The sequence below is a fragment of the Pseudomonas sp. 9Ag genome (genome assembly GCF_902506445.1).
GTDB lineage: Bacteria > Pseudomonadota > Gammaproteobacteria > Pseudomonadales > Pseudomonadaceae > Stutzerimonas > Stutzerimonas stutzeri_AB.
Window position 1 is genome coordinate 2,683,123 of sequence record NZ_LR733836.1, and the last position, 18,443, is coordinate 2,701,565.

Sequence of the window (18,443 nt, forward strand, 5' to 3'; positions counted from 1 at the left end):
CGATGCTTATTCCTTACGACCAACTCGAACCTGACACCCTGACCCGCCTCATCGAAGATTTCGTGACCCGCGAGGGCACCGACAATGGCGATGAGACGCCGCTGGAAATCCGTGTCGAGCGGGTACGCCAGGCGCTGAGCAAAGGCACCGCGGTGATCGCGTTCGACATTGAGCATCAGCAATGCCAGTTGGCGCTCAGACGCGACGTACCGAAAGAATGGCTGGAGGACTAGAACTCAGCTGAGCACCCCACCGTCACGTTCCCAGGCGCAGCGCATGCGCAGATCGCGCTGATGAGGGCTGTGCGAGCCGCTTTCGGTTTCCCAGCGAAAGGTATGAATGCCATTGAGTTCGGTCTCCAGATGGACCACCGCGCTGGTCCAGTAGAGTTCGTTCAGCAGCTCCTCGAAATGACGCACCCAGAGCGCCCACTCATATTCGACCGCGCGGTAGCTGGCACCGAAATGAATGACCTGCGTCTGATACACCCCTTCGTCCATACAGCAAGAGAACATCTCTCTTCCGAGAAAAGGCCAACCCTCGCCTTGCGGCAGGCTGTACAGCGCACGCCGATTGACCGCGCGGCGCAACCGGCACTGCTCGATATCGGTTGAAGGCCAGTCACGGATGCTGCCGTAGACGATGGATTCCGGCTCCACAGAAACACTCCAGGAGAAAGCCCGTCATGTTCGACTAAATCCGTTCAGCCTTCCAGCGTCCCTTGCAGACAAGGTCTGGGTACAAGCTGCAGAGGTGACGCAGACCACAACCTCAAGGCAGTCGAGTCGCTTCAGCGCGTGCTCGCTGCAGCCAGATCGCGCCGAGGCGCCAGCCGCAAGGCCAGCAGGGACATCGCCGCCGACATGGTCGCGAGTACGAGGAAGGGTTCACGATAGTCACCGGCGATATCTCGGCCCAATCCGGTCAGCACAGGGGTGAAACAGGCCAGACAATAACCGGTGCAGAGCATCATCGCCGTCAAGCGGCTAACCGCAAGCGGCGTACTGGCTTCGTACATCGGCAATACCAGCGACATGGAGAAGGTCCCGTTCAGGGCTATACCCAGCAGCATGCACACCAGCAGCGGATTGACCTGCGGAAGCCAGGCAATGAGCAGCAGACAGACCGTTGCCAGCACGCCGCAGCAGGCCATCAGCAAGTGCCGCCGGCCAAAGCGCTGCGCCAGCCAAGGCATGATGAACGCGCTGGGCAAACCGATCAGCATGAAGCCACTGAAGAAGGCATTGCTCTGCAGCAGACTGAAGCCAACCTCGTGGTAACGCGCCACCAACCAGGTAGCCAGCGCGTAAAACAGACCAGCCTGCAAGGCGAAATAGATGCTTACCAACCAGGCGCGCGGTTCGCGCCATGGCAGACCGGTACGGCTCTCCACGGCCGGCTCCGGCTGGTTCGGTAGGCGCCACCAGATCAGCAATGCCAGCACCGCCGGGATTGCCCACAGCGCCAGGCCCCAGGTCCAACGCTGGCCCAACCATTCGGCTGCTGGTGCAGTCAGCACTACGCCGATGGTGCCGCCAACCGCCATGCTCAACGAATAGTAGGCCGCAGTCTTGCCCATCTGCTCGAGAAAATAACGCTTGATGAAGCCCGACAGCAGCGGCCCGGCAACCGCGATTCCGGCACCGACCATAGCCGCTGTGCCGATCAACACTGGAGCATTCTTGCCGAACAGACGCAGTAACAGCGCCAAACCGATCAAACCAAGGCACAGGCTGATGGTGCGCTCCAGGCCGAAACGCACGGCCAGACGGGGTGCCAACGGCGCCAGCAGCCCCATCAGCAGTACTGGCAAGGCGGTGGTGAGGCTGATGACGCTGCGGCTGAGACTGAGCTCCTCGGCGATGCGTTCGATCAATGGTGCAAACGAAGTGATGCCTGGCCGAAGGTTGATGGCGGCCAGCACAAGGGCCAGCATGAGCAGCCAGCGAGACGGGTTTTTCACAGTGAATCCAGAGGCAGACTGGGAAGGATCGGCAACCCTACTCCCGCCCCTGGATCAGGGCAAGCAAAACGGACCAGCCGGTCAGGTTTTGCTCTTGCTGCGCTTCTTTTCTGCCAACAGCGCCATCTCGTCGTAGATCGCCTGCGGGTTCTGTTGCTTGATCTTCCAGGCCATGCGCCCTTCATCGTGGGGCAGGATCATGAACACGCCCTCAGCCACCTGGCGATAGATGTAGTCGGCAATGTCGGCAGCAGAGATAGGCGACGCTTCGAGCAGCTTGCTGATCTGCGCTTTCATATTGGGAGTCGGACCGCGGTAGGAGTCCATCAGGTTGGTCTGGAAGAATGACGGGCAGACCACATGAACTCCGACTTCCTGCTGCTTCAGCTCCACCAGCAGGCTCTCGGACAACGCCACCACACCGGCCTTGGCCACGTTGTAATTGCTCATGCCCGGCGCCTGCATCAGAGCCGCCATGGACGCGATGTTGATGATCTTGCCTTGGCTCTTCTGCACCAATGGCAGGAAGGCCTTGCAGCCCTTGACCACACCCATGAGATTGATCGCGATCTGCCAGTCCCAGTCCTCCAGTGACAGCTCGTCGAAGAAACCACCCGAGGCAACACCCGCGTTGTTGACCACCACATCGATACCGCCAAGCTTGCTTTCGCATGCCTGCGCCAGGGCTGTCAGCTGGCTGTAGTCGCGCACGTCACAGCGTTGAGTAAAACCGTCGCCGCCTGCATCACGGACCATTTTCAGGGTTTCGGCCAGGCCGGCCTCGTTGACATCCGACAATGCCAGCTGCCAACCCTCGCGCGCCCAGCGCAACGCTATCTCGCGACCCAGGCCGGATCCGGCCCCCGTGACCATCATGCGATTTTGCATCGGTTGTAACCTTTTGTTCGTTGGGTTGCCACGAGTCTAGCGAAAGCTGCAGCAGGCTCCGGCCTCTATCGAAATGCTGAATGACTGGCATGCTCCGCTCCCGATTGGCCCCGCAGAGATGGCTGGTCCCAGAACAAAAAAGGCAGCCCGAAGGCTGCCTTTTCGATCACAAAACCCAGGATCAGTGGGCGACCGCACCAGTCGAACCCAGACCGGTCTGCGAGCGGATGAACTGCGGGAAGAAGCGCGCGCGCTCTTCGGCAGCCGTCTTGGACTTGTCGGTGACCGAGAAGAACCACAGGCCGGCAAAGGACGCGATCATGGCGAACAGGGCCGGATACTTGTACGGGAATATGGCCTGTTCGAAATGCAGCACGTCGACCCAGACCGTCGGGCTCAGGATGGTCAGCAGCAACGCCGTACCCAGGCCCATCGCACCACCGATCAGAGCACCGCGAGTGGTCAGGTCCTTCCAGTACATCGAAAGGAACAGGATTGGGAAGTTACAGCTGGCGGCAACCGAGAACGCCAGTCCCACCATGAAGGCGATGTTCTGATTCTCGAAAGCGACGCCAAGCAGGATGGCCAGTACGCCCAATGCCAGCGTGGTGCGCTTGGTCACCTTCATCTCGTCCTCTTCCTTGGCTTTGCCCTTCATGATCACGCAGGCATAGAGGTCATGAGCGACCGCGGAAGCACCGGCCAGCGCCAGGCCCGAGACCACCGCAAGGATGGTGGCGAAGGCCACCGCAGAGATGAAGCCCAGGAACAGGTTGCCGCCGACCGCCGATGCCAGGTGAATGGCGACCATATTGGTGCCGCCAACGATGGCGCCCGTGGCATCTTTGAAGCTTGGGTTGGTGCTGACCAGCAGGATCGCGCCGAAACCGATGATGAAGGTCAGGATATAGAAATAGCCAATAAAGCCTGTCGCGTAGAACACGCTCTTACGCGCTTCCTTGGCATCGGCGACGGTGAAGAAGCGCATCAGGATATGCGGCAGGCCGGCAGTACCAAACATCAATGCGAGGCCCAGCGAGATAGCCGAGATCGGGTCGGAAACCAGGCCGCCCGGGCTCATGATCGCCTGATGACTCGGGTGCAGCGCTACAGCCTCGGAAAACAGACGGCTGAAATCGAAGCCGACGTTATACATGACCATGACGGCCATGAAGGTTGCGCCGGACAGCAGGAGCACAGCCTTGATGATCTGCACCCAGGTGGTTGCCAGCATGCCGCCAAACATCACGTACATGACCATCAGCACACCGACCATGACCACTGCAACCAGATAGTCGAGGCCGAACAGCAGTTGAATCAGCTTGCCCGCACCGACCATTTGCGCGATCAGATAGAAGGCCACCACGATCAGCGAACCGCAGGCAGAAAGGATACGGATCTGTGTCTGTCCCAGGCGGTAGGAGGCTACGTCGGAGAAGGTGAATTTGCCCAGGTTGCGCAAGCGCTCTGCCATCAGGAAGAGAATGATCGGCCAGCCCACCAAAAAGCCGATCGAATAGATCAGGCCGTCGTAGCCGCTGGTGAAAACCAGCGCGGAAATACCGAGAAATGACGCCGCCGACATGAAGTCGCCAGCAATTGCCAATCCGTTCTGGAAACCAGTGATACTGCCACCGGCCGTGTAGTAATCAGAAGTGGAGGTATTGCGTTTGGCCGCCCATTTGGTGATTCCCATCGTGAACACGATGAACACGATGAACATGGAAATGGCGGTCCAGTTGGTGGCCTGTTTCTGCACATCGCCGGTCAGGGCGTCAGCAAACAGCGCCGGAGCAACTGCCATCAGAGCAGCTGCGGTCAGCAGACGAGCGAGCATTATTTCTGAGCCTCGTTGAGAATGTCCTGGGTAATGCGATCGAACTCGCCGTTAGCGCGCTGCACGTAGACGCCGGTCAGCACGAACGACAGGAAGATCAAGCCCAGACCCGCCGGGATCCCCCAAGTGGTGACGGAGCCTGCACTTAGAGGGGTTCCCAACACCGCAGGGTCAAAGGCGATGACCAGAATGAAAGCGAAGTAAGCGGTGAGCATGATGGTCGCCAGCATCCAGGCGAAACGACCACGCTTGGCAACCAGGTCCTGAAATCGTGGGTCAGCATTGATCTGCTGAATTACGGTCTCGTTGTTCATTGGGGGTCTCCACACGGTCCTCTGCCCACACATGAAGGCAGGGCGGCTACTTTAGGGCCGGCCCGTTTGAAAACCACTCGACCATAGTCTTGTTTTTATTTGGTGGAAGGCCCGTGCCAGACGCATTGATGACGACTTCCACCTAAAGCAGCGGGCACCGATAGCGATGGCCTATGTCATTCATCAAGCGTGACCATTTCCAACGTTTTGGCGGCATCTGCACACTCCATTGCAACCGAGAACAGTTCTCGATCGCCTTGGAGAAACAACCATGATCAAGACCGTTACCTTTACCCTGATGCATTTCTGCATCGCATTCTCGGTGACCTATGCGTTAACCGGCAGCGCTGCAGCGGGCGGGCTGGTTGCGGCGATCGAGCCCCTGTGCAACTCAGTAGGTTTCTACTTTCATGAGAAAATTTGGCAGCGCCTGGACAAGCGTCAGCTTTCGGAGGAGAACATCCCCGCTCACGCCTGGTTGCATCACCAGGCGTAAGCGACTCGACCGCAGTCCCGGAAGCGCTTACGCCGTCAAGAATTAATCGGCAGCTTCTTTAAAACGCTCTGTTCAGCGCCTGCGCCTGCCCTGACTGATCGGTCACATTTACCAGCCAATCAGTCCGCGACCGGCTTTTCGCTATCACCGGGCCTAAGCTACGCAACCTGACGGCTTAATTGTGGTCCATGCTTAGCGAAACGACAGGGTGCAGGCGATTCCAGGCATGATCTGGGTATGAAGATGCGTGGTCGTTGCGATCGAATCAACCTCTGCCGAGACGCCACCCGTTGTACCAACCGACGCCATTTCGCCGGACGGATTCCGGCCCCGCCGCCGACACGCGAACACTAAAGATTAAATCTGCCAACCCCCCACCGTAGTCACCGGAGATCACCTCATATGCGATTGCTGCTGTGCCTGAGCGCACTGCTTGCACTGGTCGTTACGCCTGCCCACGCGGCAGACATCAGCGTCGAGCAGTATGGCTATCCCCTGAGTAACCCGTTCGAGGCGACGATAGCGACGACACCGGCGCCTTTTCGTGCCGAGCTGCCTGAGGATGACGAGATCGATCAGGCCGACTACAGCCTGCGGTTACGCCCCGAACGGGAGTTCACCCTGCCCGACAATTTCTGGGCGGTTAAACGGCTGACCTACCGCTTGGCAAAACAACCCGGACCAGCACCGCTGATGTTCATCATCTCAGGCACTGGTGCCAGCTACTCGGCTGGCAAGACCGAGTCGCTCAAGCGACTGTTCTATGGGGCTGGCTATCATGTGGTGCAATTGTCCTCCCCCACCAGTTTCGACTTTATCGCCGCTGCCTCGCGCTACGCCACGCCAGGCTACAGTCCAGGCGATGCCAAGGACCTCTACCGCGTGATGCAGGCCGTTCGCGCACAGCAACATGAACTGCCCGTCACTGAGTTCAACCTGGTCGGTTATAGCCTCGGCGCGCTTAATGCTGCGTTCGTCAGCAAGCTTGACGAGACGCGACAAAGTTTCAACTTCAAGCGCGTGTTGATGATCAACCCGCCGGTGAACCTCTACACCTCGATCAGTAACCTCGACAAGTTGGTGCAGACGCAGGTCGATGCCATCGACAGCACCACAACCTTCTATGAAGTCATCCTGGAAAAGCTCACGCGTTACTACCGGCAGCAAGGCACGATCAACCTGGACGAGGCGATGCTGTTCGACTTCCAGCAGTCCGCGCTGCGGCTGACCGATGAACAAATGGCCATGTTGATCGGCTCGGTATTCCGCTTCTCGGCAGCTGATATTGCATTCACCTCGGATCTGATCAACCGCCGCGGCCTGATCGTGCCGCCGAAATACCCAATCGATGAAGGCACCAGCCTCGAGCCGTTCTTTCGCCGCGCGCTGCTCTGTGACTTCGATTGCTATATCACCGAGCAGCTGATCCCCATGTGGCGCGCGCAGCAGGACGGCGGCAGCATGGCGCAGCTGGTAGAACAGGTAAGCCTGTACGCGCTTGAGGATTACATGCGCAACAGCCCGAAGATCGGTGTAATGCATAACGCCGACGACATCATTCTCGGCGCTGGAGACCTGGGGTTTCTTCGCCGCACCTTCGGCGAGCGCATGACGCTTTACCCTCGCGGTGGCCACTGCGGCAACCTCACCTACCGGGTCAATGCCCACGATATGTTGGAGTTTTTCCGTGGCTAAACGCTCTCTGCTTGCTGTCATGCTGCTGATCAGTAGCGTGGCCCATGCCCAGACGGGAACTGTCGATGAAGATGGATTCACCCATCCGTTGCGTGACCTTGAGTTCAACCCTGGCCTCGACCAACGCGAATTCGAGCGCGCTACCTTCGACGCGCTGAACATCTATGACCCCTGGGAATCGCTGAACCGGCGCATGTATTACTTCAACTACCGACTGGATCAGTTCGTGATGCTGCCTGCCGTTCGCGGCTACCGTTACGTCACGCCTAAGATCGTGCGGACTGGCGTCAGCAACTTCTTCGATAACCTCGGTGAAATCCCGACGCTCTTCAACAGCATCGCTCAGCTCAAGGGCGAGCGCGCCATGACCACCACGGCGCGCCTGCTGTTCAACACGATCCTTGGCGTCGGAGGCGTCTGGGACCCTGCTACGCGCATGGGCTTGCCCCGTTACAACGAGGATTTTGGTCAGACCCTTGGCTTCTATGGCGTTCCCCACGGCCCGTACCTGATCCTGCCCGCACTCGGCCCGTCCAACCTGCGGGACACCGCAGGCCAGGCAGTGGATTTTGGCGTCGAACGGCAGGTCGACTACTTCAGCTATGCCGAAGCCAGCGGCGGTGAGTTCGGCTTAACGGCGCTTCGGTTGATTGACATCCGCTACACGACGCCGCTGCGTTACGGACAGCTCAACTCGCCGTTCGAATACGAGAAGGTCCGCTACGTCTATACCCGGGCGAGGGAGCTGCAGATCGAAGAATGATCGATCTGACCGATACGAAGGGTTCAAATTTCGCATGAACGGATCGAGTTGCTGGTCGTAGTCTTAGCTCATCTGTTCTAGGAGCGAGCTATGACCACGCGCGAAATCTTTTCTATCAGCACCGGCCGTGCCACCTCCGATGGTGCAGGCGTCAGCCTGACACGGCTGTTTGGCGGCGCCGAGCCGAAGCGATTCGATCCCTTCCTGATGCTTGACGAGTTCGGCTCGGATAACCCGGACGAATACATCGCCGGCTTTCCGGCGCACCCACACCGCGGCTTCGAGACCATCACTTATATGCTCGAAGGCCGCATGCGTCACGAAGATCACCTCGGCAATGTCGGTCTGCTGGAAAGCGGCGGCGTGCAATGGATGACCGCCGCACGCGGCGTCATCCACAGCGAGATGCCTCAGCAGGAACACGGGGCGATGCGCGGCTTTCAGCTGTGGCTCAACCTGCCGGCGAAGAACAAGCTGGACGAGCCGAGCTACCGTGATTTTTCACCTGCCGAAATCCCACGGATGACGCTGCCGAACGGTATCGAAGCAGTCGTAGTCGCCGGCCAGCTCTGCGCCGAAGGCGTCAGCCAAGCCGGTGCTGTGCAGCGCCCTGATACAGAGCCACAGCTGTTCGATCTTCACCTTCCCGCCGGCACAGGGTTAAGCCCACAGCTGTCCGACGGGCTGCGAGTGATCCTCTATGTGTTCGATGGCGAGTTGCTGGTAGGCGGGCAACGCCTCTCGAAAAACCAGCTCGCGCGACTTTCCGATCAGGGCGAGTTGGCGCTTTCGACCAGCAGCGGCGCCCGCGTTCTGCTTCTTGCAGGCCGTCCAATCGGCGAGCCGATTGTGCAGTACGGCCCGTTCGTAATGAATAGCCGCGAAGAGATCGAGCAGGCGCTGCGCGACTTCCGCGACGGCGTCTTTACAGACTGACCGGTTTCTTCGGGCGCTTGCGGTAAAGACTCGGATCCCCCGCCGGTCGTGTCTTGAAGCGCCGGTGGGCCCACAGATACTGTTCAGGATGCTGCCTGACCGAGTCTTCAATCCACTCGTTGATGCGGCGGCAATCAGCCTCCTCGCTTTCACCGGGAAAATCTTCCAACGGCGGATGCACCACCAGGCTGTAGCCCTTTCCGTGGGGCAGGCGCTCCAGCGTATAGGGGATCACCTTTGCCCGTCCCAGGCGGGCAAACTTGGTCGTAGCGGTCACGGTTGCGGCCTGAATTCCAAACCAGGGTACGAAGATGCTCTGCTTACGGCCGTAATCCTGGTCGGGTGCATACCAGATCGCCCGGCCCGCGCGCAGGACCTTGAGCATGGCACGCACATCTTCACGCTCGATCGCTGTCGCGTCCTGGTTGTGCCGCTCCCGGCCACGCCGCTGCACATAATCGAACACCGGATTCTTGTGCTCGCGGTACATACCATCAATGGTGTGCCACTGGCCGAGGAGCGCTCCACCGATTTCCAGCGTGGTGAAGTGCAAGGTCATCAGGATCACGCCCTGCCCTTGCGCCTGTGCTTGTTGCAAATGTTCGAGCCCCTGGATTTGTGCCAGCTGCTGCAAACGCGACTTGGGCCACCACCAGCTCATGGCCATCTCAAAGAAGGCAATGCCGGTCGAGGCAAAATTCTCGCGCAGCAGCCGCTCACGCTCCGCTTCGCACAGCTCCGGAAAGCACAGCTGCAAGTTGCGTCGGGCGATCTGCCGTCTCGAGCGCGCTACGCGGTACATCAACGCGCCAAGGCCGCCCCCCAGCAGCAGCAGTATCCGATAGGGTAACTGCACCACCAGCCACAACAGGCCGAAGCCAAGCCACAGCAACCAGAAACGTGGGTGAAGAAATGATGAACGGAAACGAGGACGATCCATTGGCAAGCCCGAACCAATAAAAGCGCGCATTCTAGCGATAAATCGCCCGCCAATGCGGTGGCGTCGCGATACACGGCATCCGTCCGACAGCGCTGGCGAGACTTGCAGGCGACAGTTTGCCCCGCTATAAGTCCTCGCCATTTACCGCAGCAGGCAGACCATGAGCCAAGCCGATCTCACCGACCAAGCCCCCGTGTTCCAGCTCAAGGGCAGCATGCTCGCTATCACCGTGCTGGAGCTGGCACAGAACGACCTGCAGCGTCTGGATCAACAGCTCGCCATCAAGGTCGAACAAGCCCCGGATTTTTTCAACAATACGCCGCTGGTGTTGGCGTTGGACAAACTCCCGGCCGATTGCAATCTCGACCTGCCCGCGCTCATCGCGCTCTGCCGCAAGCACGGCCTACGCACCCTTGCGTTGCGTGCAGGCGACCCGCAGATCGTCGAAGCCGCCGGCCGCCTGGATCTGCCCGTACTGCCGCCGTCGAACGCTCGTGAACGCAAGCTCGACATCGCCAGCAAAGCCCCAGCCGAGCCCGACAAACCGGCAGAGCCCGTCTACCGACCAACACGGGTGATCACCACCCCTATCCGCGGTGGCCAACAGGTCTATGCTCAGGGCGGCGATCTCATCGTGCTTGCTGCGGTGAGTCCTGGCGCGGAACTTCTCGCCGACGGGAACATCCATGTGTACGGCCCGTTGCGCGGCCGTGCGCTGGCAGGCATCAAGGGCGACGCCAACGCACGTATTTTCTGCCAGCAACTGGCCGCTGAAATGGTCTCGATTGCCGGGCATTACAAGGTCGCCGAAGACCTGAGACGCGACCCTTTGTGGGCCGAAGCCGTGCAAATGAAGCTATCCGGCGACGTGTTGAACATCACCCGCCTTTAACGGATACTGCCGCGAATTTTCAAGCACCAAAACGGGCGCACTGTAAGCCGACTCGGCTACGGTCCCGACTTCATATTTAGGGTGAATCACCTTGGCCAAGATCCTCGTAGTCACTTCCGGCAAGGGTGGCGTCGGTAAAACCACTTCCAGCGCCGCCATCGGTACCGGCCTCGCCTTGCGCGGCCACAAGACCGTCATCGTCGACTTCGACGTCGGTCTGCGTAACCTGGACCTGATCATGGGCTGCGAGCGTCGCGTGGTGTATGACTTCGTCAATGTCATTCAGGGCGATGCCACCTTGACCCAGGCTCTGATCAAGGACAAGCGTCTCGAAAACCTCTACGTTCTGGCCGCCAGCCAGACCCGCGACAAGGATGCCCTGACGCTCGAAGGCGTCGGCAAGGTCATCGACGAGCTGGCCAAAACGTTTGAGTACGTCATCTGCGACTCCCCGGCTGGTATCGAGAAAGGCGCCCACCTGGCGATGTACTTCGCCGACGAAGCCATCGTCGTCACCAACCCGGAAGTCTCTTCGGTTCGCGACTCGGATCGCATGCTGGGCCTGCTGGCCAGCAAGTCCCGCCGTGCTGAAAACGGCGAAGAACCGATCAAGGAACACCTGTTGTTGACCCGCTACAACCCCGAGCGCGTAGTCAAAGGTGAAATGCTTGGTGTCGAGGACGTCGAGGAAATCCTTTCGATTCGTCTGCTCGGCGTCATTCCCGAATCCCAGGCCGTACTGAAGGCTTCCAACCAGGGTGTGCCGGTGATTCTCGATGACCAAAGCGATGCCGGCCAGGCGTATAGCGACGCCGTGGATCGCCTGCTGGGCAAGGAAGTGAACCATCGCTTCCTCGACGTTAAAAAGCAGGGCTTCCTGCAACGCTTGTTTGGAGGCCGCGAATGAACCTTCTCGACTTCTTTCGTGAACGCAAGAAGAAGGAAACACCAGCCAACATCGCCAAGGAACGCCTGCAGATCATCGTCGCCCACGAGCGCGGCCAACGTACGCAACCGGACTACCTGCCGGCTTTGCAGAAGGAACTGGTCGAGGTGATCCGCAAGTACGTCAACATCGACAGCGATCAGGTTCAGGTCGCCCTGGAGGATCAGGGCAGCTGTTCGATCCTCGAGCTGAACATCACCCTGCCGGATCGTTGATCGAACGGGTAGTCGCCAGCACCTTTGTGTAGCGGCAGATTCATCGGCGACTTCGGTCGCCGATGTCGTTTGCGGAATTCGAAAATGCCACTGAGCAACATCCAGATCGTTCACCAAGACGCCGCGTTACTGGTCATCAACAAGCCTACTCTGCTGCTGTCGGTTCCCGGTCGCGCCGAAGACAACAAGGATTGTCTGGTTACCCGCCTTCAGGAAAATGGTTATCCAGAGGCACGGATCGTCCACCGCCTGGATTGGGAAACCTCAGGCCTGATCGTGCTTGCGCGCGACGCGGACAGCCATCGCGAACTCTCCCGACAGTTTCATGACCGCGAAACAGAGAAAGCCTACACCGCCTTGTGCTGGGGCGAACCCGAGCAGGACAGTGGAAGCATAGATCTACCGCTGCGCTATGACCCCCCAACCAAACCCCGACATGTGGTCGATCATGAACTGGGCAAGCATGCTCTGACGTATTGGCGAGTCCTGGAGCGCTGCGGTGATTACAGCCGGGTCGAACTCACCCCGATTACCGGCCGCTCCCATCAGCTGCGTGTACACATGCTCTCGATTGGCCATCCTCTATTAGGCGACCGACTGTATGCGCATGAGCAAGCCCTTGATGCGCATGACCGGCTCTGCCTGCATGCCAGCATGCTTGCCCTGACCCATCCTCAAAGTGGCGAGCGTATGCGCTTCGACTGCCCGGCGCCGTTCTAGAACGAAGCGGCTGAAGGCTTCATGCAAAACACAAGGTGCGGTTTCGGCTGCTTGCAGCATGCGGCTGTAGCTAGCACCTTGTTCCGCGATAAACTCCGAGCCATTGCCGTCCGGAGCCAACCATGCGCGAAGAACTCAACCAGGGTCTGATTGATTACCTCAAAGCCTCCCCTACCCCATTTCACGCCACCGCCAGCCTTGCCCAGGCGCTGCAGGCCGCTGGCTACAAGGCATTGGAAGAACGCGAGACCTGGCACACCGAACCGGGCGGCCGTTACTACGTCACCCGTAACGACTCCGCGATTATCGCGTTCCAGCTGGGTAACCAATCGGTCATCGAACAGGGTATCCGCCTGGTCGGCGCCCACACCGACAGCCCCTGCCTTCGGGTAAAGCCGCAACCTGAATTGCAGCGTCAGGGCTTCTGGCAGCTAGGCGTCGAAGTCTACGGCGGCGCGTTGCTGGCGCCATGGTTCGACCGTGACTTGTCCTTGGCTGGACGCGTGACCTATAGCCGCGATGGCCGGATCGAAAGCCAGCTGATCGATTTCAAGCTGCCTATTGCCGTAATTCCCAGCCTTGCCATACACCTCAATCGAGACGCCAACCAGGGCTGGGCGATCAATCCGCAGAACGAGCTGCCGCCGATACTGGCGCAAGTCGCCAGTGAAGACAGCCCGGATTTCCGGGCGCTGCTGGCGGACCAACTGAGCCGCGAGCATGGTCTGGTAGCTGACGTCGTACTGGATTTCGAACTGAGCTTCTACGATACCCAGAGCGCTGCCGTGATCGGTCTGAATGGCGATTTCATCGCCGGCGCCCGCCTGGATAATCTGCTGTCGTGCTTTGCCGGCCTCCAAGCCCTGTTGCGCGCCGGCCCCGAGGAAACCTGTGTACTGGTCTGCACTGATCATGAAGAAGTCGGCTCCACGTCGATGTGCGGTGCCGACGGGCCGTTCCTCGAACAAGTCCTGCGCCGCGTATTGCCTGAAGGCGAATCCTTCCAGCGCAGCATCAACCGGTCACTGATGATCTCTGCCGATAATGCTCACGCCGTGCATCCCAACTACAGCGACAAGCATGACGGCAACCACGGTCCGAAACTCAATGCCGGGCCGGTGATCAAGGTCAACAGCAACCAGCGATACGCCACAAGCAGCGAAACTGCCGGCTTCTTCCGCCACTTGTGTCTGGAAAATGAAGTCTCGGTGCAGAGTTTCGTAACCCGCAGCGACATGGGCTGCGGCTCGACCATCGGTCCTATCACCGCCAGCCAGCTGGGTGTACGCACCGTGGATATCGGCCTGCCGACCTTTGCTATGCACTCGATCCGCGAGCTGGCCGGCAGCCAGGATCTGGCACATCTGGTGAAGGTACTCAGCGCGTTCTATTCGAGCGCCGAGCTGCCTTGACCCGTGAAATCCAGGCGCACGCGCCTGGCTTGGATTGTTCAGCCAGACTGGCATCGATAACCAACGCAATATTCGCCGATATATGGTTGCTCGCCAGGGCAGCAAACGCGCCTCCACGTCGCCGGGACTGCATCCAAGGCGTGGAGAAAGCGTCTGGTTGGCCAAGAGCGGCCCGAATCTGCTCTGCAATGTCAGCCAGTAACTTAGCCCGGTCATCCGAAGATATCGGTCACACCGGGTGGCGGCGGATGGTGCCCGCGCACTGCAGCAAATCGGCACGGTTCAGGCCTGCAGTCGCCATTTGAATCCTGACCTCTTTCTTGCCGCACTTCGCAACGGTGCGCTCCACTCACTCCAGCTGTCCTTCGATGCCTTGCAATGCCTTCATGCTGCCTCCATAGTGGTTCACACCTGCGCCCGCTAAACCGTGACTCCGGCAGTGCAGGCCGCTGATCAAGTTCTACCCAGGCCTCACAGCGATACGCCCATTCAAAACCATGGATTGCCTGATCGGCATCCTCGGTGCGGAGAATCGCCCTACCGCCTCGGTGCGAACTGAATCGCGGCGTGCCAGCCGCCAGATACCATCGGGCTGTGTTCTTCCCGCCGAGCGGATTCCGTCTCGGCGCCTGATTTGATGGCCTAATATGCGTTACTACTCAGCCTCGCGTCGCTCTCTCGATATGAAACGATCATTAACCGCAGGCTTGCTAGCTTTGCTGGTAGGTCTTCAGGCAAGCGCCACTCTGGCCAAGCCTGCCGACCCGCACACCTGGGATTATCTGCAGCCTGACCGTGATCAGGTGATTGCCAGCCTGAACGTGGTCGAACTGCTCAAGCGTCATCACTACAACAAGCCCCCGCTCAACGACGCTCGCTCGGCGAAGATCTTCGACAGCTACATCGAGATGCTCGACCCTTCGCGCAGCTATTTCACTGCAGGCGACGTCGCCGAGTTCGAAGCCTGGCGCAACCAGTTCGACGACTTCTTGAAGAATGGCAACCTCGAGCCTGGGTTCATTATTTACAAAGTGCATCTGGAGCGGCTGCAGAGCAGGCTGGAGTACGCCCTGAGCCTGCTGGAGCAAGGCGTTGACAGCTTTGACTTCACCCTGGACGAGGAGCTGCTGGTCGATCGCGAGAATGCAGCGCGCCCGGAGAACGAACAGGAACTGGATGACCTCTGGCGCAAACGCGTAAAGGACGAGGTGCTGCGACTGAAGATCGCCGGCAAGGAGTCCAAGGCCATCGAGGAGTTGCTCACCAAGCGCTATAAGAACCAGCTGGCACGCCTTGAGCAAACCCGTGGCGAAGACGTGTTTCAGACTTACATCAATGCCTTTGCGCAGTCCTACGATCCGCACACGCAATACCTCTCTCCCGACAACGCGGAGAACTTCGATATCAACATGAGCCTCTCCCTTGAAGGGATTGGCGCGGTACTGCAGAGCGACAACGAGCACGTCAAAGTGGTGCGTCTGGTCCCTGCTGGTCCTGCGGAGAAGAGCAAGCAGATCGCGCCTGCCGACAAGATTGTCGGGGTCGGTCAAAGTAATGAGGAGATGGTCGATGTGATCGGCTGGCGGCTAGACGAAGTCGTCAAACTGATCCGCGGCCCGAAAGGATCAGTCGTCCGGCTCGAGGTCATCCCGGCGAGCAATGCGCCAAACGACCAGAGCAGCAAGGTCGTTGCCATTACCCGTGAAGCGGTGAAGCTTGAAGAGCAGGCGGCGAAGAAATCCGTGCTCAAGCTCAATCAGGACGGCCGCGATTACAAGCTCGGGGTCATCGAAATCCCTGCGTTCTACCTTGATTTCAAGGCCCTGCGTGCTGGCGACAAGGAATACAAGAGCACAACCCGCGACGTGAAAAAGCTGCTGACGGAGCTGGAAGAGGAAAACGTCGATGGCGTGGTCATCGACCTGCGTAACAATGGCGGTGGCTCGCTCCAAGAAGCCACCGAACTGACCGGCCTTTTCATCGATCAAGGGCCTACGGTTCTGGTCCGCAACAGCGATGGCCGTGTCGACGTCCTCGCCGACGAGCAGCAAGGTGTGTTTTATAAGGGCCCACTGGCCGTGCTGGTCAATCGACTGTCCGCATCGGCCTCGGAGATCTTCGCCGGCGCCATGCAGGACTATCACCGGGCGCTTATCGTCGGTGGTCAGACCTTCGGCAAAGGCACCGTACAAACGGTCCAGCCACTTAATCATGGCGAACTCAAGCTGACACTGGCCAAGTTCTATCGGGTCTCGGGACAGAGCACGCAGCATCAGGGCGTGATTCCGGACATCTCCTACCCAGCCGAAGTCGATACCAAGGAAATTGGCGAAAGCGCATTGCCGGAAGCGATGCCCTGGGACAGCATCCGCGCAGCGGTCAACCCGGATATGAACCCGTTCAAGCCGTTCCTTGCTGAACTCAAAGCTCGTCACGAAGGACGGACCCATGAGGATCCCGACTTTGTGTTCACGCGCGACCGTCTCGCGCTGACTCAGGAGCTGACTCACGAGACGACCATCAGCCTCAACGAGGAAAAGCGCCGGGCTCAGCAGGAGCGCATCGAGAAGCGCCAGCTGGCCCTGGAGAACACGTTGCGCGAGGCCAAAGGCGAGGAGCCACTGGCCAAGCTCGAAAAAGAGGATGAAACGACACCGCACGTTGAGGATAAAAAAATCAAACCCGAGGACGATGCCTACCTCTCGGAAAGCGGCAGAATTCTGCTGGATTACCTGGGACTGCATAAGGCGATGGCCAAGAACCAGTCTGTCGAGCGCTGATCTCGGTGTCATCACAATGACATCATAGTGTCGTGAAATACGAAGGGCCGCCATTGTGCGGCCCTTCGCATTTTAAGGCCGCCACGAGACCCTCATGACCGTCACCGAGCAGTTGAGCACGCTGGATTCCATCCTTGCTCACAGCAGCATTACCAGCCTGTTCCAGCCGATCGTATCGCTTGCCGAACGAGTCATCCTCGGCTACGAAGCCCTTACCCGCGGCCCTTCAAACACCTCGCTTCACTCCCCTATCAATCTGCTAGCCGCCGCTCGACATGCCGGACGGCTCAATGAGCTGGAGATGACTTGTCGCGAGAGCGCCTGTCGCCGGTATAGCCAGCAGCAGCTAAAGGGCAAACTGTTCCTCAACGTGTCGCCGGAAACATTATTGGATGCCACGCACAAGCCGGGCCGCACCCTGGAGCTGCTGCACAACTACGGCATCTCGGCCGACAGTGTGGTAATCGAACTTACGGAGCAAACGCCCACCGACGATTTCGAACTGCTTCGTGCCGCCTTGCACCACTATCGTGACATGGGCTTTTCCATTGCACTGGACGACCTCGGTGCAGGCTACTCCAGCCTGCGCATGTGGTCGGAACTGCGCCCCGACTACGTCAAGATCGATCGTTACTTTATAGACGGTATCCACCGGGACGTTGTTAAGCGCGAGTTCGTCGGGTCGATCATGAAGATCGCCAGAGCATCACGTGCTCAGGTCATTGCTGAGGGCATCGAGCTGGGCGAAGAACTGCACGTCCTGTCAGACATGGGAGTCGATCTGGTTCAAGGCTATCTGTTGGGCCGCCCGGAAGAGGAGCCGAAAGCGGACGCCAGTCTTTGTCTGCCGGTTTTGGGAAATCGTGGCAGGCCATCAAACGACCACGACCCTGCCTGGCCGCTCGGCGGCTCAAGCAGCCCACACTCTTCAGCTAGTTGGGCTTGTTCAGCCTGCAAACAAGCTTGACGCTGCAATAAGAAGTTAGCGCAACAGTCAGGCTGGTGATCTTTTCCGTAGCGACCCATCGGCCAGTGCTGGTCACCCTCGTGTGCCTAACGAGCGAGACCGCACTCGCTCCGCAAGCGGCTGACGCAAGCAATCATCGGTTCAAAATACAACCGTGATCTATCGCCCTCCTCGTCCAAACAATGGGGGTGATCAATCCTGATCTCGGTCCCCCAACGTTCGGCGCGGGCGATGCTCCATATCCGGATCAGTGTCGCCATGATTGGATTGCTCGTAGATCTGCTCCAGCCGCTGATCGTGGACCTCACGAACGTCGCGCTTTTCCCCAGACTGTTCCGGTAGTCGTTCAATACCCGCGCCAGTGCCCATGGAACCATTTCCGAGGGTACGGTCGACCGAGCCGGTATTCTGCGCCAGCAGCGTATAACCAGGCATCGAATTTCCCGCTGACGCCTGGGCCGTAGCCACTGCCGCAAGCGCGGCCCCAAGCACGATAAGCAAATAGCTCGGCATACGTTTCTCCTTATGTTTAGAGCCGATACTCGAAATTAGGCAACGGGCTGCGGCCATTGATCCGCGCTATCGACAGAAGGCAAGCGGAACCGCTGTTTCGTTTCGGTGGTCCCATATCCAGAGAGCACTTGATGTCTGGTTAGAAAGGAATCCAACGATGATCACA

18 protein-coding genes and 2 pseudogenes are annotated in these 18,443 nt (G+C 59.1%); 12 read left to right on the top strand and 8 right to left on the bottom strand.

Annotated elements, in window-relative coordinates; all coding sequences use genetic code 11:
- The first annotated feature begins 2 nt into the window (after window positions 1-2).
- On the top strand, window positions 3-233 hold the full coding sequence (locus ALTERO38_RS11965; RefSeq protein WP_102834584.1) for a YheU family protein: 231 nt from the start codon (window positions 3-5) through the stop codon (window positions 231-233).
- 3 nt (window positions 234-236) lie between these two features.
- Here the strand turns inward: ALTERO38_RS11965 and ALTERO38_RS11970 are convergent, their stop codons facing one another.
- The 5 genes from ALTERO38_RS11970 to ALTERO38_RS11990 form a co-directional block, all read right to left on the bottom strand.
- Window positions 237-659: a hypothetical protein gene (locus tag ALTERO38_RS11970; protein WP_102834585.1), complete on the bottom strand. Its 423-nt coding sequence runs from the start codon at window positions 657-659 to the stop codon at window positions 237-239.
- Window positions 660-790: 131 nt separating this feature from the next.
- Complete coding sequence (locus ALTERO38_RS11975; RefSeq protein WP_159969698.1) at window positions 791-1,936, bottom strand: CynX/NimT family MFS transporter; 1,146 nt, start codon at window positions 1,934-1,936, stop codon at window positions 791-793.
- 108 nt (window positions 1,937-2,044) lie between these two features.
- Window positions 2,045-2,851, bottom strand: a complete 807-nt coding sequence (locus ALTERO38_RS11980) for an SDR family oxidoreductase (protein WP_102834586.1) — start codon at window positions 2,849-2,851, stop codon at window positions 2,045-2,047.
- Window positions 2,852-3,032: 181 nt separating this feature from the next.
- A complete protein-coding gene (locus ALTERO38_RS11985; RefSeq protein ID WP_102834587.1) occupies window positions 3,033-4,688 on the bottom strand; it encodes a cation acetate symporter in 1,656 nt (551 codons plus the stop codon).
- A complete protein-coding gene (locus ALTERO38_RS11990) occupies window positions 4,688-5,002 on the bottom strand; it encodes a DUF485 domain-containing protein (RefSeq protein WP_102834588.1) in 315 nt (104 codons plus the stop codon). Before ALTERO38_RS11990 ends, ALTERO38_RS11985 begins: the two co-directional genes overlap by 1 nt.
- A gap of 271 nt (window positions 5,003-5,273) precedes the next feature.
- On the opposite strand from ALTERO38_RS11990, the gene ALTERO38_RS11995 reads away from it, so the two are divergent.
- The 4 genes from ALTERO38_RS11995 to ALTERO38_RS12010 all read left to right on the top strand — a co-directional run bounded on the left by ALTERO38_RS11995 (window position 5,274) and on the right by ALTERO38_RS12010 (window position 8,892).
- Entirely contained in the window at window positions 5,274-5,498 is a 225-nt protein-coding gene (locus ALTERO38_RS11995) for a DUF2061 domain-containing protein (protein WP_102834589.1), read from the top strand.
- A 402-nt stretch (window positions 5,499-5,900) separates the two neighbouring features.
- Complete coding sequence (locus ALTERO38_RS12000; RefSeq protein ID WP_159968531.1) at window positions 5,901-7,193, top strand: serine/threonine protein kinase; 1,293 nt, start codon at window positions 5,901-5,903, stop codon at window positions 7,191-7,193.
- Between the two features lie 19 nt (window positions 7,194-7,212).
- On the top strand, window positions 7,213-7,956 hold the full coding sequence (locus ALTERO38_RS12005; RefSeq protein WP_372239418.1) for a VacJ family lipoprotein: 744 nt from the start codon (window positions 7,213-7,215) through the stop codon (window positions 7,954-7,956).
- Between the two features lie 90 nt (window positions 7,957-8,046).
- The gene (locus tag ALTERO38_RS12010) at window positions 8,047-8,892 is read left to right on the top strand and encodes a pirin family protein (RefSeq protein ID WP_159968532.1); all 846 of its coding nucleotides are present in this window, start codon (window positions 8,047-8,049) and stop codon (window positions 8,890-8,892) included.
- Here ALTERO38_RS12010 and ALTERO38_RS12015 read toward each other — a convergent pair.
- Window positions 8,882-9,832 carry a lipid A biosynthesis lauroyl acyltransferase gene (locus ALTERO38_RS12015; RefSeq protein WP_159968533.1) on the bottom strand — a complete coding sequence of 317 codons (951 nt, stop codon included), beginning with the start codon at window positions 9,830-9,832 and terminating at the stop codon, window positions 8,882-8,884. The genes ALTERO38_RS12010 and ALTERO38_RS12015 overlap by 11 nt on opposite strands.
- 160 nt (window positions 9,833-9,992) lie before the next feature.
- Here ALTERO38_RS12015 and minC point away from each other — a divergent pair, with 160 nt between their 5' ends.
- From minC to ALTERO38_RS12040, 5 genes are all read left to right on the top strand, one after another.
- Complete coding sequence (gene minC / locus ALTERO38_RS12020) at window positions 9,993-10,724, top strand: septum site-determining protein MinC (RefSeq protein ID WP_159968534.1); 732 nt, start codon at window positions 9,993-9,995, stop codon at window positions 10,722-10,724.
- A gap of 91 nt (window positions 10,725-10,815) precedes the next feature.
- Window positions 10,816-11,631, top strand: coding sequence for a septum site-determining protein MinD (gene minD / locus ALTERO38_RS12025; protein ID WP_102834594.1), 816 nt, complete (start codon window positions 10,816-10,818; stop codon window positions 11,629-11,631).
- Window positions 11,628-11,885 (top strand): cell division topological specificity factor MinE, encoded by a 258-nt coding sequence (minE, locus tag ALTERO38_RS12030; RefSeq protein WP_019341568.1) that lies wholly within the window; start codon window positions 11,628-11,630, stop codon window positions 11,883-11,885. The genes minD and minE overlap by 4 nt, the downstream gene beginning before the upstream one ends.
- An 84-nt stretch (window positions 11,886-11,969) precedes the next feature.
- A complete protein-coding gene (locus ALTERO38_RS12035; RefSeq protein ID WP_159968535.1) occupies window positions 11,970-12,605 on the top strand; it encodes an RluA family pseudouridine synthase in 636 nt (211 codons plus the stop codon).
- Between the two features lie 122 nt (window positions 12,606-12,727).
- Entirely contained in the window at window positions 12,728-14,017 is a 1,290-nt protein-coding gene (locus ALTERO38_RS12040; RefSeq protein ID WP_159968536.1) for a M18 family aminopeptidase, read from the top strand.
- A 215-nt stretch (window positions 14,018-14,232) separates the two neighbouring features.
- Here the strand turns inward: ALTERO38_RS12040 and ALTERO38_RS21530 are convergent.
- Window positions 14,233-14,366, bottom strand: a pseudogene (locus ALTERO38_RS21530) (NAD(P)H-quinone oxidoreductase); the annotation flags it as partial.
- A gap of 334 nt (window positions 14,367-14,700) precedes the next feature.
- Between ALTERO38_RS21530 and ALTERO38_RS12045 the strand changes: the two are divergent.
- Window positions 14,701-16,797 carry a carboxy terminal-processing peptidase gene (locus tag ALTERO38_RS12045; RefSeq protein WP_159968537.1) on the top strand — a complete coding sequence of 699 codons (2,097 nt, stop codon included), beginning with the start codon at window positions 14,701-14,703 and terminating at the stop codon, window positions 16,795-16,797.
- A 94-nt stretch (window positions 16,798-16,891) separates the two neighbouring features.
- A pseudogene (locus ALTERO38_RS12050) lies at window positions 16,892-17,624 on the top strand (EAL domain-containing protein); the annotation flags it as partial.
- A gap of 332 nt (window positions 17,625-17,956) precedes the next feature.
- Here ALTERO38_RS12050 and ALTERO38_RS12055 read toward each other — a convergent pair.
- Window positions 17,957-18,277: a hypothetical protein gene (locus ALTERO38_RS12055; protein WP_159968538.1), complete on the bottom strand. Its 321-nt coding sequence runs from the start codon at window positions 18,275-18,277 to the stop codon at window positions 17,957-17,959.
- Window positions 18,278-18,443: the final 166 nt, after the last annotated feature.

Coding starts and splice junctions, on each gene's coding strand:
- ALTERO38_RS12035 (WP_159968535.1), top strand. CDS start 11,970: ATGCCACTGAGCAACATCCAGATCGTTCACCAAGACGCCGCGTTACTG.
- ALTERO38_RS12000 (WP_159968531.1), top strand. CDS start 5,901: ATGCGATTGCTGCTGTGCCTGAGCGCACTGCTTGCACTGGTCGTTACG.
- ALTERO38_RS12010 (WP_159968532.1), top strand. CDS start 8,047: ATGACCACGCGCGAAATCTTTTCTATCAGCACCGGCCGTGCCACCTCC.
- ALTERO38_RS11985 (WP_102834587.1), bottom strand. CDS start 4,688: ATGCTCGCTCGTCTGCTGACCGCAGCTGCTCTGATGGCAGTTGCTCCG.
- ALTERO38_RS11980 (WP_102834586.1), bottom strand. CDS start 2,851: ATGCAAAATCGCATGATGGTCACGGGGGCCGGATCCGGCCTGGGTCGC.
- ALTERO38_RS12040 (WP_159968536.1), top strand. CDS start 12,728: ATGCGCGAAGAACTCAACCAGGGTCTGATTGATTACCTCAAAGCCTCC.
- ALTERO38_RS11995 (WP_102834589.1), top strand. CDS start 5,274: ATGATCAAGACCGTTACCTTTACCCTGATGCATTTCTGCATCGCATTC.
- ALTERO38_RS11990 (WP_102834588.1), bottom strand. CDS start 5,002: ATGAACAACGAGACCGTAATTCAGCAGATCAATGCTGACCCACGATTT.
- ALTERO38_RS12015 (WP_159968533.1), bottom strand. CDS start 9,832: ATGGATCGTCCTCGTTTCCGTTCATCATTTCTTCACCCACGTTTCTGG.
- ALTERO38_RS12055 (WP_159968538.1), bottom strand. CDS start 18,277: ATGCCGAGCTATTTGCTTATCGTGCTTGGGGCCGCGCTTGCGGCAGTG.
- ALTERO38_RS12045 (WP_159968537.1), top strand. CDS start 14,701: ATGAAACGATCATTAACCGCAGGCTTGCTAGCTTTGCTGGTAGGTCTT.
- minE (WP_019341568.1), top strand. CDS start 11,628: ATGAACCTTCTCGACTTCTTTCGTGAACGCAAGAAGAAGGAAACACCA.
- minC (WP_159968534.1), top strand. CDS start 9,993: ATGAGCCAAGCCGATCTCACCGACCAAGCCCCCGTGTTCCAGCTCAAG.
- ALTERO38_RS12005 (WP_372239418.1), top strand. CDS start 7,213: ATGCTGCTGATCAGTAGCGTGGCCCATGCCCAGACGGGAACTGTCGAT.
- ALTERO38_RS11975 (WP_159969698.1), bottom strand. CDS start 1,936: ATGCTGGCCCTTGTGCTGGCCGCCATCAACCTTCGGCCAGGCATCACT.
- ALTERO38_RS11965 (WP_102834584.1), top strand. CDS start 3: ATGCTTATTCCTTACGACCAACTCGAACCTGACACCCTGACCCGCCTC.